This window comes from Chryseobacterium sp. (assembly GCF_022869225.1).
GTDB lineage: Bacteria > Bacteroidota > Bacteroidia > Flavobacteriales > Weeksellaceae > Chryseobacterium.
In genome coordinates, this window is sequence record NZ_JALIHL010000001.1 from 2,812,072 (window position 1) to 2,828,843 (window position 16,772).

8 protein-coding genes, 2 tRNA genes and 4 rRNA genes are annotated in these 16,772 nt (G+C 38.8%); 11 read left to right on the forward strand and 3 right to left on the reverse strand.

Annotated elements, in window-relative coordinates:
* Positions 1 to 109: 109 nt before the first annotated feature.
* The 11 genes from rrf (MUW56_RS13120) (at position 110) to MUW56_RS13170 (ending at position 14,715) form a co-directional block, all read left to right on the forward strand.
* Positions 110 to 217, forward strand: a 5S ribosomal RNA gene (gene rrf / locus MUW56_RS13120).
* A gap of 1,566 nt (positions 218 to 1,783) precedes the next feature.
* A 16S ribosomal RNA gene (locus tag MUW56_RS13125) occupies positions 1,784 to 3,300 on the forward strand.
* 204 nt (positions 3,301 to 3,504) lie between these two features.
* A tRNA-Ile gene (locus tag MUW56_RS13130) sits at positions 3,505 to 3,578 on the forward strand.
* Between the two features lie 88 nt (positions 3,579 to 3,666).
* Positions 3,667 to 3,743 (forward strand) — tRNA-Ala (locus MUW56_RS13135).
* A gap of 148 nt (positions 3,744 to 3,891) precedes the next feature.
* A 23S ribosomal RNA gene (locus tag MUW56_RS13140) occupies positions 3,892 to 6,649 on the forward strand.
* Between the two features lie 159 nt (positions 6,650 to 6,808).
* A 5S ribosomal RNA gene (gene rrf, locus MUW56_RS13145) occupies positions 6,809 to 6,916 on the forward strand.
* The 16S, 23S and 5S rRNA genes sit together here with 2 tRNA genes alongside, the layout of an rRNA operon.
* A gap of 1,446 nt (positions 6,917 to 8,362) precedes the next feature.
* Positions 8,363 to 9,529, forward strand: a complete 1,167-nt coding sequence (locus MUW56_RS13150; protein ID WP_292013605.1) for a T9SS type A sorting domain-containing protein — start codon at positions 8,363 to 8,365, stop codon at positions 9,527 to 9,529.
* A 153-nt stretch (positions 9,530 to 9,682) separates the two neighbouring features.
* Entirely contained in the window at positions 9,683 to 12,334 is a 2,652-nt protein-coding gene (locus tag MUW56_RS13155) for a 4-alpha-glucanotransferase (protein WP_292013606.1), read from the forward strand.
* 138 nt (positions 12,335 to 12,472) lie between these two features.
* Entirely contained in the window at positions 12,473 to 13,453 is a 981-nt protein-coding gene (locus MUW56_RS13160; protein ID WP_292013607.1) for a hypothetical protein, read from the forward strand.
* Between the two features lie 178 nt (positions 13,454 to 13,631).
* Positions 13,632 to 14,078: a hypothetical protein gene (locus MUW56_RS13165; protein ID WP_292013608.1), complete on the forward strand. Its 447-nt coding sequence runs from the start codon at positions 13,632 to 13,634 to the stop codon at positions 14,076 to 14,078.
* Positions 14,079 to 14,205: 127 nt separating this feature from the next.
* Entirely contained in the window at positions 14,206 to 14,715 is a 510-nt protein-coding gene (locus MUW56_RS13170) for a ferritin (RefSeq protein WP_292013609.1), read from the forward strand.
* Positions 14,716 to 14,797: 82 nt separating this feature from the next.
* Here the strand turns inward: MUW56_RS13170 and MUW56_RS13175 are convergent, their stop codons facing one another.
* From MUW56_RS13175 to MUW56_RS13185, 3 genes are all read right to left on the reverse strand, one after another.
* Complete coding sequence (locus MUW56_RS13175; protein ID WP_292013610.1) at positions 14,798 to 15,232, reverse strand: hypothetical protein; 435 nt, start codon at positions 15,230 to 15,232, stop codon at positions 14,798 to 14,800.
* Between the two features lie 108 nt (positions 15,233 to 15,340).
* Positions 15,341 to 15,784, reverse strand: a complete 444-nt coding sequence (locus MUW56_RS13180; RefSeq protein WP_292013611.1) for a hypothetical protein — start codon at positions 15,782 to 15,784, stop codon at positions 15,341 to 15,343.
* Between the two features lie 240 nt (positions 15,785 to 16,024).
* Entirely contained in the window at positions 16,025 to 16,696 is a 672-nt protein-coding gene (locus tag MUW56_RS13185; protein WP_292013612.1) for a hypothetical protein, read from the reverse strand.
* Between the last annotated feature and the right edge of the window lie 76 nt (positions 16,697 to 16,772).

A 16,772-nucleotide genomic window follows, 5' to 3' on the forward strand; every position in this document is an offset into this window, starting at 1 on the left:
TTTGTGAAAGTTTTTATCGATTAAACCAGATGTCAGATAAAAGACATCAGATGACAGACATTAAGTCTGATATCTGAAATCTATGCTCTGATATCTTATATACCTTCTTTAGGGTGGTTTTAGCGGTGGGGCTCACCTGTTCCCATTCCGAACACAGAAGTTAAGCCCACCAGCGCCGATGGTACTGCTAACGCGGGAGAGTAGGCCGCCGCCAGTTTTTATTTTATTTTTAAAAAACCTTTATCATAACGATAAAGGTTTTTTTTTTATATACATTATATACCTTACGTATCTATACTTATATCTATACCTGTACCTCTATTGTACCTCTATATATATACGTAGATCTCCACTCTCTCTATTCATCTCTATCTCTATCTCTATCTCTATCTGCATCTATCCCGGAAGATCCGGTTACCTTTACCGATTGCGATACGTTTAGGCTAAAGCCATAGGGCAGCGCTCTCTTTGAGAACGGGCTAAAGCCCGTCCCTATTGAAACATGCAAGCCTGCATTTAATCCATCACCACTTATCCTTTATTCCCCATTATTGATCATTTATAATCCAGAATCCAGAATCTGAAATCTGAGATCTGAGATCTGGAATCTATACTCTCCCTAAAAGTCGTTTATATCCCCCGAATGAAAAGATCTATTTTCTTAATTTTATCTCTTTATTATATCTATCCCTGCTTTTTTATAATCAATAGAAATGGGTTTAGCCCATTTACTTATATGATATCTGGGATGATGGGCTTTAGCCCAACCTATTTGTAATTAGGATTAACTTTGCTGTATTTATGTTTCGGCTAAAGCCGTAGGATTGCATAACCTTTAGAACGGGCTAAAGCCCGTCCCTATTGAAATATGCAGTTCAATCCATCACCACTTATCCTTTATTCTTCATTCATCATTCCCATATATTAGCTACGAATAGCACGAATGATCAAATCCATCATTGACGCTGCTGATCATGATTATTATTCATACTATCATTCATCATTCATACTGTCACCAACATCAATCATTCATTATTGATTATTTATAACCCAGAATCTGAAATCTGAGATCTGAGATCTGGAATCTAAAATCTACACTCTATACTCCAGTCCCTGTTTAGATCCAGATCCCCACGATGGAAAAGTGAAGCAAATAATCCCTTATTATCGTTTCTTTACCTATACCATAAAACTTCAAATATTCAATCTCAGGGCATAATTTTCATACCATACCATAATAAACATACATTGTGGATAACTATAATAGGTGTATAATATTTTATAATTCAGCTATTTACAATCTTTCTTTTCCACGATAGGTATTTTTAAGTTAAATAAACTTGTTTGGTATGTTTAAGTTGGCTTACCTTTGCCCCACTGAAAACGAGAGAAGATCAGTAAGCGCAGAAGGGCTTTTCAGAAAAGCAGGAACGATATCGAGTACGGGAGAGACAAGCGAAAAAAACTTTAAATTTTTTAGATAAAAAGTTGCGGTTTAAAAAAGAGTTTGTATCTTTGCAATCCCAAATAAAGGGAGCGCAGAAGGAGTAGGGCTGAGGATTGGCGAAGGATTAAGGTTACAAAAAAAACTTTAAAATTTTCTTCAAAAAGATTTGGTCAAATCGAAATAAAGTTTTACTTTTGCACTCGCAAATACGGAGCAACACAGACAGAAAGATTGCTTCGTTAAAAAGCGAAAGATATAAAGATCATTGACATACAATATAACAACCAAGTAAGGAAAAACTAAAGCGTCAAAACTTTGAGTGAGTCAGACAAACATACAATGGAGAGTTTGATCCTGGCTCAGGATGAACGCTAGCGGGAGGCCTAACACATGCAAGCCGAGCGGTAGAGATTCTTCGGGATCTTGAGAGCGGCGTACGGGTGCGGAACACGTGTGCAACCTGCCTTTATCAGGGGGATAGCCTTTCGAAAGGAAGATTAATACCCCATAATATATTAAATGGCATCATTTGATATTGAAAACTCCGGTGGATAGAGATGGGCACGCGCAAGATTAGATAGTTGGTGAGGTAACGGCTCACCAAGTCTGCGATCTTTAGGGGGCCTGAGAGGGTGATCCCCCACACTGGTACTGAGACACGGACCAGACTCCTACGGGAGGCAGCAGTGAGGAATATTGGACAATGGGTGAGAGCCTGATCCAGCCATCCCGCGTGAAGGACGACGGCCCTATGGGTTGTAAACTTCTTTTGTATAGGGATAAACCTAGATACGAGTATCTAGCTGAAGGTACTATACGAATAAGCACCGGCTAACTCCGTGCCAGCAGCCGCGGTAATACGGAGGGTGCAAGCGTTATCCGGATTTATTGGGTTTAAAGGGTCCGTAGGCTGATGTGTAAGTCAGTGGTGAAATCTCACAGCTTAACTGTGAAACTGCCATTGATACTGCATGTCTTGAGTGTTGTTGAAGTAGCTGGAATAAGTAGTGTAGCGGTGAAATGCATAGATATTACTTAGAACACCCATTGCGAAGGCAGGTTACTAAGCAACAACTGACGCTGATGGACGAAAGCGTGGGGAGCGAACAGGATTAGATACCCTGGTAGTCCACGCCGTAAACGATGCTAACTCGTTTTTGGGCTTTCGAGTTCAGAGACTAAGCGAAAGTGATAAGTTAGCCACCTGGGGAGTACGAACGCAAGTTTGAAACTCAAAGGAATTGACGGGGGCCCGCACAAGCGGTGGATTATGTGGTTTAATTCGATGATACGCGAGGAACCTTACCAAGGCTTAAATGGGAATTGACAGGCTTAGAAATAGGCTTTTCTTCGGACAATTTTCAAGGTGCTGCATGGTTGTCGTCAGCTCGTGCCGTGAGGTGTTAGGTTAAGTCCTGCAACGAGCGCAACCCCTGTCACTAGTTGCCATCATTAAGTTGGGGACTCTAGTGAGACTGCCTACGCAAGTAGAGAGGAAGGTGGGGATGACGTCAAATCATCACGGCCCTTACGCCTTGGGCCACACACGTAATACAATGGCCAGTACAGAGGGCCGCTACACAGTGATGTGATGCAAATCTCGAAAGCTGGTCTCAGTTCGGATTGGAGTCTGCAACTCGACTCTATGAAGCTGGAATCGCTAGTAATCGCGCATCAGCCATGGCGCGGTGAATACGTTCCCGGGCCTTGTACACACCGCCCGTCAAGCCATGGAAGTCTGGGGTACCTGAAGTCGGTGACCGTAACAGGAGCTGCCTAGGGTAAAACAGGTAACTAGGGCTAAGTCGTAACAAGGTAGCCGTACCGGAAGGTGCGGCTGGAACATCTCATTTTAGAGCGTCATTAGACGATAAACAAAATTAGTATCGCAAGATACAGGAACTTACTTAAAGAGAAGCTTTAGTTTTTTGTTTGGTTGGTTATATTAACAATACAACACCCACTAGAAATTAGTAAAAGGGATTGAGACGAGAGGCAAGATAAAAGAAGAAGATCAGTCTGATATCTAATATCTGAAATCTGTTAGTCTAACAGACAGTCTCGTAGCTCAGCTGGTTAGAGCGCTACACTGATAATGTAGAGGTCGGCAGTTCGAGCCTGCCCGAGACTACTAATTATAAGACGGGAAGATATAAGATGCTAGAGCTCAGATTTTAAAAGTCTGAAATCTAAGATCTGACATCTGAAGTCTACTAGAGGGGGAATTAGCTCAGCTGGCTAGAGCGCCTGCCTTGCACGCAGGAGGTCAAGGGTTCGACTCCCTTATTCTCCACCATCATAGATGGTTTAGTTTTAAAAAAGCAAATAGAGCCAAAAACAATATTTGCGAATTAAATCAGAAATAGAATTAAGATCATTGACATTAACGGTAAAGACATCACAAAAGAAAACCGAGCGCATAAAGCGCTTGAGTAACCAATAGGAAAGAAATCGTTAAGGGCGTATGGCGGATGCCTAGGCTTTCAGAGGCGACGAAGGACGTGGTAAGCTGCGAAAAGCTGCGGGGATTGGCACACACGAATTGATCCGCAGATATCCGAATGGGGCAACCCGGCATGTTGAAGACATGTCACCTCGCAAGAGGAGCAAACCCGGAGAACTGAAACATCTAAGTACCCGGAGGAAAAGAAATCGAAGAGATTCCGTAAGTAGTGGCGAGCGAAAGCGGATTAGCCCAAAAGCTTTTATATGTTTAATAGAATGTTCTGGAAAGAACAGCCGTAGCGGGTGATAGCCCCTTATATGAAAGGCATATTTAAGTGATAAATGAGTAGGGCGGGACACGTGAAATCCTGTCTGAATATGGGGGGACCATCCTCCAAGGCTAAATACTCCTGAAAGACCGATAGTGAACAAGTACTGTGAAGGAAAGGTGAAAAGCACTTCGAATAGAAGGGTGAAATAGAACCTGAAACCGTACGCCTACAAGCGGTCGGAGCAGCGTAAAGCTGTGACGGCGTGCCTTTTGCATAATGAGCCTACGAGTTAATTTTACTAGCGAGGTTAAGGTATTAAGTACCGGAGCCGGAGCGAAAGCGAGTCTGAATAGGGCGTATAGTTAGTAGGATTAGACGCGAAACCTTGTGATCTACCCATGGGCAGGTTGAAGCTCTGGTAACACAGAGTGGAGGACCGAACCGGTTGACGTTGAAAAGTCTTCGGATGACCTGTGGGTAGGGGTGAAAGGCCAATCAAACTGGGAGATAGCTCGTACTCTCCGAAATGCATTTAGGTGCAGCGTCGTATATAAGTTTATTAGAGGTAGAGCTACTGATTGGATGCGGGGGTTTCATCGCCTACCAATTCCTGACAAACTCCGAATGCTAATAAATGTTCTGCGGCAGTGAGGGCATGGGTGCTAAGGTCCATGTCCGAGAGGGAAAGAACCCAGACCAACAGCTAAGGTCCCCAAATATATGTTAAGTTGAAACAACGCGGTTGGACTGCATTGACAGCTAGGATGTTGGCTTGGAAGCAGCCATTCATTTAAAGAGTGCGTAACAGCTCACTAGTCGAGCGGTCCGGCATGGATAATAATCGGGCATAAACATATTACCGAAGCTATGGATTTATATTTTAGATATATCTGGTAGGAGAGCATTCTATTTGCGCAGAAGCATTACTGTGAGGTATTGTGGAGCGGATAGAAAAGAAAATGTAGGCATAAGTAACGATAAAGCAGGCGAGAAACCTGCTCACCGAAAGACCAAGGCTTCCTCAGCCATGCTAATCAGCTGAGGGTTAGTCGGGACCTAACGCGAACCCGAAAGGGGTAGTGGATGGACAATGGGTTAATATTCCCATACTTGCTCACACTAAAAAGGGGACGGAGTGCCGTACTTACTGGAGACTGACGGAATAGTCAAGGCCTAGCCTTCGGGCGAAGCTGCTGTAGGGAAAGTGCTTCCAAGAAAAGCCGAAGTGAAGCAACCCGTACCAAAACCGACACAGGTGGTCGAGGAGAGAATCCTAAGGTGCTCGAGTGAGTCGTGGCTAAGGAACTAGGCAAAATAGTCTCGTAACTTCGGAAGAAGAGACGCCATCAGCAATGGTGGCCGCAGTGAAGAGGCCCAGGCGACTGTTTATCAAAAACACAGGACTCTGCTAAATCGAAAGATGCTGTATAGGGTCTGACACCTGCCCGGTGCTGGAAGGTTAAGGAAGGTGCTTAGGGTTAAACCGAAGGCATTAACTGAAGCCCCAGTAAACGGCGGCCGTAACTATAACGGTCCTAAGGTAGCGAAATTCCTTGTCGGGTAAGTTCCGACCTGCACGAATGGTGTAACGATCTGGGCACTGTCTCAGCCACGAGCTCGGTGAAATTGTAGTATCGGTGAAGATGCCGATTACCCGCAATGGGACGAAAAGACCCTGTGAACCTTTACTATAACTTCGTATTGACTTTGAGTAAGTAATGTGTAGGATAGGTGGGAGGCTTAGAAGCATGCACGCTAGTGTTTGTGGAGCCGACGTTGAAATACCACCCTTTACTTACTTGGAGCCTAACTTCTTTTAGAAGGACATTGCGTGGTGGGTAGTTTGACTGGGGTGGTCGCCTCCAAAAGAGTAACGGAGGCTTTCAAAGGTACCCTCAGCACGCTTGGTAACCGTGCGTAGAGTGTAATGGCATAAGGGTGCTTGACTGTGAGACCAACAAGTCGATCAGGTGCGAAAGCAGGACATAGTGATCCGGTGGTTCCGTATGGAAGGGCCATCGCTCATAGGATAAAAGGTACTCCGGGGATAACAGGCTAGTCTCCCCCAAGAGCTCACATCGACGGGGAGGTTCGGCACCTCGATGTCGGCTCGTCACATCCTGGGGCTGGAGAAGGTCCCAAGGGTTGGGCTGTTCGCCCATTAAAGTGGCACGCGAGCTGGGTTCAGAACGTCGTGAGACAGTTCGGTCTCTATCTATTGCGGGCGTTAGATGTTTGAGAGGGCTTGATTCTAGTACGAGAGGACCGAATTGAACAAACCTCTGGTGTATCAGTTGTACCGCCAGGTGCACCGCTGAGTAGCTACGTTTGGAAGAGATAAGCACTGAAAGCATATAAGTGCGAAACTCGCCTCAAGATGAGACATCTTTTAAGGGTCGTTGTAGATGACGACGTTGATAGGCTACAGGTGTAAAGACAGTAATGTCATAGCCGAGTAGTACTAATTACCCGTAGATTTATAGTCTATGGTTGCTTTTATAAACCAAGTGCTTTATGCGCAACGAAGGTTTTGTCTTTGTGAAAGTTTTTATCGATTAAACCAGATGTCAGATAAAAGACATCAGATGACAGACATTAAGTCTGATATCTGAAATCTATGCTCTGATATCTTATATACCTTCTTTAGGGTGGTTTTAGCGGTGGGGCTCACCTGTTCCCATTCCGAACACAGAAGTTAAGCCCACCAGCGCCGATGGTACTGCTAACGCGGGAGAGTAGGCCGCCGCCAGTTTTTATTTTATTTTAAAAAACCTTTATCATAACGATAAAGGTTTTTTTGTTATATACGTTATATACCTTACGTATCCGTTACCCGATTGCGATACGTTTAGGCTATATAGCGCTCTCTTTGAGAACGGGCTAATACGTCCCTATTGAAATATGCAAATCTGCAGTTCTCTCTCTTATCCTTTATTCCCATTATTGATCATTTATAATCCAGAATCTGAGATCTGGAATCTATACTCTCCTTAAAAGTCGTTTAGATCCCCCGAATGAAAAGATCTAATTTTTTTAATTTTATCTTTTTATATCTATCCATGCTTTTTATAATCAATAGAAATAGGCTTTAGCCAACCTACTTGTAATTAGGATTAACTTTGCTGTATTTATGTTTCGGCTAAAGCCGTAGGATTGCATAACCTTTAGAACGGGCTAAAGCCCGTCCCTATTGAAACATGCAAGTCTGCAGTTCAATCCATCACCACTTATCCTTTATTCTTCATTCATCATTCCCATATATCAGCTACGAATAGCACGAATGATCAATAATCTATTATTGCTGCTGATCATCCTGACTATTATTCATACTATAACCAAACATCATTCATACTGTTACCAACATCAATTACTCATTATTGATTATTTATAATCCAGAATCTTAAATCTGAGATCTGGAATCTATACTCTCCTTAAAAGTCGTTTATATCCCCCGAATGAAAAGATCTATTTTTTTAATTTTATCTCTTTATTATATCTATCCCTGCTTTTTTATAATCAATAGAAATGGGTTTAGCCCATTTACTTATATGATATCTGGGATGATGGGCTTTAGCCCAACCTATTTGTAATTAGGATTAACTTTGCTGTATTTATGTTTCGGCTAAAGCCGTAGGATTGCATAACCTTTAGAACGGGCTAAAGAAACATTGCAAATTTGCATTTCAATCCATCACCACTTATCCTTTATTCTTCATTCATCATTCCCATATATCAGCTACGAATAGCACGAATGATCAATAATCTATTATTGCTGCTGATCATCATGACTATTATTCATACTATAACCAAACATCATTCATACTGTTACCAACATCAATTAATCATTAATTATTGATTATTTATAATCCAGAATCTGAAATCTGAGATCTAAGATCTAAGATCTATACTTCAATTATTTTCTCTTCTATCACCACTTATTATTTCGGATATCTACGCCCACCCTAGCCCCGATAGAAACGGTTACCCCGCAGCAGGCAAAGTGTTGATGGGGCGCGAGGAGTAGAAGTGGATAGCGGGATTAAGCTCTAAAAATAGCAAAGTTTTTATTATCAATATCATATCATTTTTATGAATTAATTGTAAATATTATTCTACTAGCACAGATATTTTGTTTTTTAATTTGAAAATTATGTAACTTAGTTTTATCAAATGATTACGAATCTAAATTCTGCATATTATGAAAAAACATTTATTCCCTCTATTTTTGTTGTTATTAGGTATAAATACCCATGCACAACAGGATTTTTTTGCGATTACCGGAAAGGATACCCATCGTATCGATTTCAGTGATTTTCGGGCCATGGACGGCATAAACGGCACTTCCGGAGAGGCCATTTTCACAGCTGATTCTTCAGCAAAAGTATTTTCACAGACTGGAAAAGGAATTGTAACCGAAGACAGAAACTCTTACGGCCGCTCCCAGGCTGTAACAATGGCTGCTCTGGCATATGACCCTTCTCATAATGATCTGGTCTATATGCCTATGTTTTCCTCCAATGTTTATGTTTTAAATACCAGAACTAAAGAAATTACCCTGGTAGAGAACTATGTGGCTAAGATTTCTTCCTGTGATATTAATTCCCATATCACCAGAATGACAACCGGGTTTGACGGCAATATCTATGCAATCAATAATTCCGGGACACAGCTTTTACAGATCAATAAAAAGGGAGGTCAATATGCCGTGAATGATCTGGGAATCATAAAGGATGATCCTTCAAACGGAAAGCATTCATTTACTGCGATGGAAACTGGTTTTGGAGGAGATATGGTGGCAGATGCAGAGAATAACTTCTATATATTTGCGGCTTCAGGGAATGTTTTTAAAGTGTCTTTAAAAGATTTAAAGGCAAAATATATAGGGAAAATTGCAGGAATTCCTGATCATTATTCGGTAAATGGTTCTGCAGTCAATGCTACAGGAAATGTGGTAATTGGAAGTGCAAAAGGAGGGTCTCTATATGAAGTGGACTTGGTGACATTACAGGCAAAGCAACTTCCCGGAGGTGAAAACTTGCCCATTTATGACCTTGCCAGCCCATATTTTGTGAATAACAGACATGCTTCTTCCGGAACATTTACTGATCTGGATATTTACCCTACCAGAGTGGATGAACATTTTATCAACATTCATGTCAATAATAAAAAGGTTAAGGGGAACATTAAACTGAGTGTTTTTGATATGTCAGGCAAAAATGTGATGAATGAGACTTTATCTGTAAAGGATGGTTCTCTGGATCAAAAAGCTTATTTTAAAAACCTGATAAATGGTGCGTATATCGTGAGTCTTACGGATGAATCAGGAAAAGCGGTGTTAAATAAGAAAATTCTGGTGACTAAGTAAACCTGTTGTTTATAAAATAGGGATAGGAAGTCTTTACAGCATCATAAAAACAGAACCTTTTCAGATTAATCTGAGAAGGTTTTTTAATGATTATTTGATATTCAAGAAGTTTTGTTTTTCGATATTAAAATGTAATTTTATAAAAAAATATAGATGAAGCTATACTTTAATGTAGGTTATATTACAAAAGCCGGAGAAAGTCTGCAACTTGTTATAGGTGAAGAAGGAACTTCCGATCATGTTCACGCTATGTTTTATGCAGATAACGGCCAATGGAAGTGTGAGGTAGATTATTTTTCTAAATCTGTTTCGTATAAATATCGACTTGTAGATGAAAAAGGTTATGTTTTAAGGGAGGAGTTTGTTCTGCATCATCTTAATTTTCCACACAATTATAAGGAGTTTATTATTTTCGATGAATGGAATAATAAAAACTTTCCGGAGCATTATTTAAACAATAAAATCCTTTATAATAAATTACATGGATTTGTTCCGGAGAAAATCACTGTCTTAAAAAAACATACTCATTTATTCAGAATTGAGGCTCCTGTTTATAATCCGGACTGGAAGATTGTACTGTTTGGAAGTACTGCATCATTAGGCAGCTGGAATTATAATGAAATCATTCATCTGAGCCAGACTGATTTCGGGGTTTGGGAAGCTTGTGTTGAAATTCCGGAAAATGAATTTATTCAATTCAAATATTGTCTTTACGATACGAAAGAGAACAAGGTGATTGATGTTGAAACCGGTGAAAACAGATTTGCGGTTGCCAATCCTTTTGCGGATGTATTGCAGATTGTTTCCAATCATTATTTTAAATTCAAGGCTTATCAGATGTATCATGATGCAGGGGTTGCTGTTCCTGTGTTTTCTTTAAGAAGTGAGGATGGATTTGGGGTAGGAGAGTTTGCCGATCTTAAAAAATTGGCAGACTGGACAAAGGAAACGAACCTTGGTATTATTCAGATTCTTCCGATCAATGATACTACTGCGAACTATTCCTGGACAGATTCATATCCGTATGCTGCCGTATCGGTGTATGCATTGCACCCCCAATATATTTCTTTAGAAAGACTGGACTTCGGTTTACCGAAAGAATTAGTTGAAGGATATCTTGCTGAAAAAGAGATGTTAAATTCGCTTGATCTGATTGATTACGAAAAAGTGATTGCAGGAAAATGGAAATACATAAAGGCTGTTTTTAATGCAGAAAAGGAAAATATCTACAAAGACCGCAGCTTCAAAAAATTCATCAAGGATAATGAATACTGGCTGGTTCCATACGCTGCATTTTGTGTGCTAAGGGACAAGTACAAAACCCCTAATTTTAATGAGTGGAAGACCCACAAAAAATATATTGCAGGAAAGATCTCACAGTTCTTTACCACAAAAAGTAAGGACTATGATACTTCAATGCTTCATGCTTGGGTACAATACCAGCTTCATAAGCAGTTAAAAGATGCTGTGGATTATACCCATAGTCTTGGTGTTTCTCTGAAAGGAGATTTGCCGATTGGTATTTACAGGTATTCCGTTGAAGCATGGACAGAGCCTGAGTTATTTGGCATGGACTTCCAGGCTGGAGCACCACCGGATCAGTTTACAGCGCTTGGACAAAACTGGGAATTTCCGACTTATAACTGGGAAGCTATGAAAGAGGATGATTATAGATGGTGGAAAAATCGTTTCAGGGCATTGGAGCAGTATTTTGATGCCATGAGAATTGATCATATTTTAGGTTTCTTTAGAATCTGGAGAATGCCGGTTTCTGCTGTACAGGGAATTCTGGGATATTTTTATCCTGCCGTTCCTATTGTGTTGGAGGAATTTAAAGCATGGCAGATTCCGTTTGATTATGAAAGATACTGCAAACCGTTTATCAATAACCAGATCCTGTGGGATTATTTTGGTGAAAACAGTGGAAAAGTGCTGGAGTTTATCAATAACAATCAGGATGGAACCTATTCATTTAAAGAAGAATTTGATACCCAGAGAAAATTGGTGGATTTTTTCAAAAAGAACCCTCACGGACCGCTTGAAGAACAGCTGATTTCACTTTGTGCCAATGTTCTTTTTTTAACAGAGGAAAGGAACGGGGAAACAGTGTATCATCCAAGATTCAATGTATATAACACAGAGTCCTATACTTACCTTTCAGAACCGGAGAAAAAAGGAATCTATGAGCTGTACCACGATTATTTCTTCAGAAGACAGGATCATTTATGGTACGAAAAAGCCATGGAAAAGCTTCCTGTGATTCTGAATGCTACCAAAATGCTGATTTGCGGGGAAGACCTGGGAATGGTTCCTGCATGTGTGCCGGTGGTAATGGATGAGCTGGCTATCATCGCTCTTAAAGTTCAGCGTATGCCGGCAGAAAATATTCCGTTCTATAATCCTAAGAATGCTCATTATATGAATGTGGTGACGGCTTCTTCCCATGACAGCTCAACATTGAGGCAGTGGTGGAAGGAAGATCCTGCACTGACACAAAAATATTTTAATCAACAGCTGGTTCAATATGGAAGGGCCCCGGAGAACCTGGACCCGCATCTTGCTGAGATTATCATGAAGCAGCATTTGTATAATGACGCGATGCTGGCCATTTTCCCGATTCAGGAGTTTTTGGCAACAGATCTTGACCTTTCCAATAAAAATATAGAGGATGAAAGGATCAATAATCCTGCAGTTTTCCCACATTATTGGCGGTACAGAATGCATATAAAACTTGAAGATCTGAAGCAAAAGGAGGTTTTTAATGTAAAAATAGCCTATTGGATAAAAGATAGCGGCAGGATGTAAATTTTACCATTGATTATCAGGTAGTTAAAAATAATTTAAAAGAAGTTTAATCTTATGATTTAACTTCTTTTTTTTATTTGTATCCAAAAGATAGAATAAGATATTCTGCTATATACTAACCAATTAACAACTATAGAGATGAAAAAAATATTTTTGGGATTAGCTTTGGGCCTGGGCGTTTTGGCGTCTGCTCAGCAGTACCCGAATAACGGTTGGCAGGATGATGGTTATTATCAGAACGGAGGAGGCTATTACAGCGATGAAGATGACCGAAATTATTTCCCTGATGATTATTATTACAATTATCCTCAGGATTATTATCCAAGTGATTACTATCAAAGTTATTATAACGATTACAGAAATAGTATTATTAACATTGACTGGAACGGTTTTTTTGTACAGAACAGATTAAACCGCTGGCAGGTAGATCAGATCATGAGACTGAATAACCTGTACGTCAGTTTTTCAGCTTGGAATAATTTCTACAGATATAACCCGGACCGATGGTACTATGACAGGTTCTATGCATTGGAAAGAATTTTGGGACCAAGAGTTTTTGTCGTATTCCAGAATAATTACTATCGTGGCTTCAGCCCGGTCGTTTATTTCCAAAACTACAGAAGAACGTATTATGTACCGAGGTATACGGTAATGCCAAGATACAGAAGTGTAAATATCAATATTTACAGAGTTGACAGAACAAGGTTCCGCAGAATGGATAATCCCAGTTTTGATATTATCAGAAGAGACAGCAGAGCCAATAATGGATTCAGAGGATCTGTAGATGATGGTACTCATTCCGGAGGATTCCGTGGTCAGAATGATAACTGGCGAAAAAATGACAATTCCGGTTTTCGTAATCATGATAACAATGGAGTAGGAAACAGCAACGGAGGTTTCAGAGGAAGCTCAGAAAATAATGGCGGATTCAGAAACAATAATGGTGGATTTAGAGGAAATGGTGAAATCAAAAGGGAAAGTACTCCCAAAAGAGAAGAAAACAACGGATTCAGAGGAAATGGCGGCGGATTCAGACAAAGATCTGAAGGACCAGCGCCAAGCCAGCACAACCGAGGTAATGGAGGCGGAGGCTTTAGAGGAAGTTTAGTAAGGAATTAATTTTCATATATTATATTTAAGTGGTGTGAAGGGCAGGTTTTTATAATCTGCTCTTTTTTATATGTTTAATTGATTTATTTTTGTTAAAATTTAACATTATTTATGAATTTGTTAATTTAACTTCTATTTTATTTGCTAATCAAAAAGATATAACAACAATTAATTAAATTTTTAAAAGATGAAAAAATTAGTTTTAGCAATAGCATTTATCGGAATGGGAAGTTTTGCAATGGCACAGCATACTACTCCTCAGGACAAAGAAGCAAGAAGAGCAGAAATGCAACAGAAGATGCAGCAAAAAGAACAGGATCATATGGCACAGATGCAAAAAGATCTTAATCTTAATCCGTCGCAAGTGGCGCAGATAAAGTCACTTCATGAAAAGAGAAAAGCTGAAATGAAAGCTGAGTTTGAAAAGAATAAAGTGGACAGACAAGCTAAAATGGAAGAAATGAAGGCCAAAAGAACACAAATGGATGCAGATATGAAGAAAATTCTTACTCCACAACAATATGATAAATGGCAGGCTGACAGAGACGCTAAAATGGAGCAGAGAAAAATGGCAATGAAAGAAAGAAGAATGATGAAAAAGCCGATGAATACAGGAGCTTCTGAAGCGAAATAATAGTTTATAATTTTGATTTTTTAATGTGTAAAGGATGGGTTTATTCCCATCCTTTTTGTATTAATTTTCTGTAAAACTTTTGATTTCGGGCTTTTATTCCCTACTTTTGACTATAAATTTAATACTTATGGTTAGCGAAAAAATTGCAAAATTAATTAACGAACAAATTGCCCACGAACAATACGCTGCTCAATATTATCTTTCAATGTCTGCATGGTTTTCAGGAAAAGATTTAGATGGTATTGCCAATTACTTCAGAGTTCAGAGCAAAGAAGAATTGATGCATGCAGATAAAATGTTTGATTATTTGAATGATGTAGGTGGGGAAATTATCATCGGGGAAATTGCAAAACCTCCGCATGAGTTCGAAAATGCAACGGATATTTTCGAGAAGGCATTGGAACATGAAAAGAAAGTAACTAAAAGTATTTTCAATATTGTAAAAAATGCTAATGAGGAAGGTGACTTTGCAACGACATCTTTCTTACAGTGGTTTATCAACGAACAGGTAGAAGAGGAAGCCAGTGCTTCGCAGTATGTGACAAAGATCAAAATGGTTTGTGATAACCCGTCTGCATTATATCTTTTTGACCAGGAACTGGCACAGAGAGTGTTTACTCCTGATACCACAGCTTAAAACTAAAAATGTTTTCAGAATATAAAACCGCTATTCAACAGGACAGCGGTTTTTTATTGATTTTATTTCCGGGATTATTCTTTTAAAAATCATATGATAAGTTTCCGTTTTGGGCCTTCCGCCAATCCTCAATATTTATGATGTTCCCGGATGCCGGCTCCAAAATTTTTATATGATCACAATTTCCTTTCTCCACGTAAAACAGGTAGTAGTTTTCAAAGCGAAGCTCAGAATTATAGCCGGCCTGAATTGAGTAATAGGGTATTTTATCTATGCTTGTACTGTCTGATATCAAAGCAATACCCTGTTTATGGTTCGAAAGAGAATCAATGAAATGGCTGCTTGCAATCACTTCATCCAGTTTCAGGATTTTATTTTCAGCTTCTTTAAGGGTACATCTTGGGCTATGCTGTATTGTATCTTTTACATTATTTTTGCTTACAGGTATTACCGGACTGGTTTTTTTACACCCTAAAAACAACGATAATATCGCAGTCAAAATAATTAATTTTGTCATTCTATTCAATTTTTTGGGTGGAATAGGATTAATTCCACCAATTTTACCATCATCAAAACGCGTCTTATAGATAGTGTACCATTTTTTATCGATATTAGTATACTCGTGCTATTTTTTCTCACTTTTTGTTTTAGAAAGTTCGATCCATTCGTTAAAGGTAGCTTCTCCACCCAAGCCTTGTATGTAAAACTTATTGTTTTCCCGCTTGATTTTGAATTTAGCATTTTTTGATTTACAGCTTTCCTCATCTCCTGAATAATACAACTCCAAAATGCCATTATTTTCAAGAGCTTTATAATTCCCATTACATCTGATAGGTTCATGGTAAGTAGTAGTCGTTAAAATTGCAACATCATTTTTTATGCTGAAATGATAAGTAATGCTTGCTGTTCCGGAAGTTGTTTCTTCGGTTTCTACTGTGGATGAAAATTCGCCCTGAAATTTAGAATCGAATAATTTGACATTTTCGGTAGTTGATTCTTTAATATACTTTTTATTTTCATCATGAGTTTTACAACTGATTGAAAATAAATGGAATAATATGAATATCAAGTTTTTTATATACTTACTGTGCATCATAATATAATTCTGAAATTAGTTTATCTTCTTTATCTCGCCGTTTTATCCAAAAAAAAATCTTTGTTATCATCTTCAACCATAAGCCAATCACCACTGATTTTGATGGGTAGCTTACAAGCCTGTTAGTCTTTTGATGGCCAAGGTTATGTTTAAATACTTTCTTTTAAATTTTTAAATCCCTTTTTTCAGATTTTATAATAATATCAGAATCTATCAATTCAGACTATAAAAATTACCAGAATTCTTATAAGTACCGTACCATTTATAATTACCCAAAGAATTATCGGTTTCCCATTCAAATTTATCCAGATCTTCTTGTTGTAGGGGAAGAGATACTTGTTTGGAATGATTTCTAAGTTTAAGAATAATATCATCATCAAAATTATTTAAACTAAGAGAACCAAAATCTTTAGGAGTGTAAATCTCATGTTCTTCTTCAATTCCTTCCGATGTTTGCTTAGTTTTTAGAATATCTATTTTCTCTAAAAAAGCTTCGTCCGATTTGAATATAAATGAATAAACTCTATCTTCTAAGATGAGATTAAATCCATTATTGCTGGCTTCTAAATTGATATATGGATCGCCAGACTGATAACCACATTTAGAGCAAGCGATAATTTGATCATTGAAACTTTCTGTTTTATAGATTTTTTGAGTGTTAAGCTGTACTGCAATAGTTCTATTGCCTAGCGGTTTTTTTTCAAAAACAATTACTTTATCAGGTTTACCATCTTTATCGATATCAACAATTAAGGAGTCAATAACTTTTTCGTGTGTGCTTATTTCCTTTGTAACTATGGTTTGACTTTTTAGATCCTTTTTACAAGCTAATAATGATACACTCAATATGATTGAAGTGGAAAAAAATCTTATTTTTATATTCATTATACTATTCTTCAATATTAAGTGTATAATCTACGAATCAAAAACAAATACCATATTAAAAATATTTCCTTTTTAA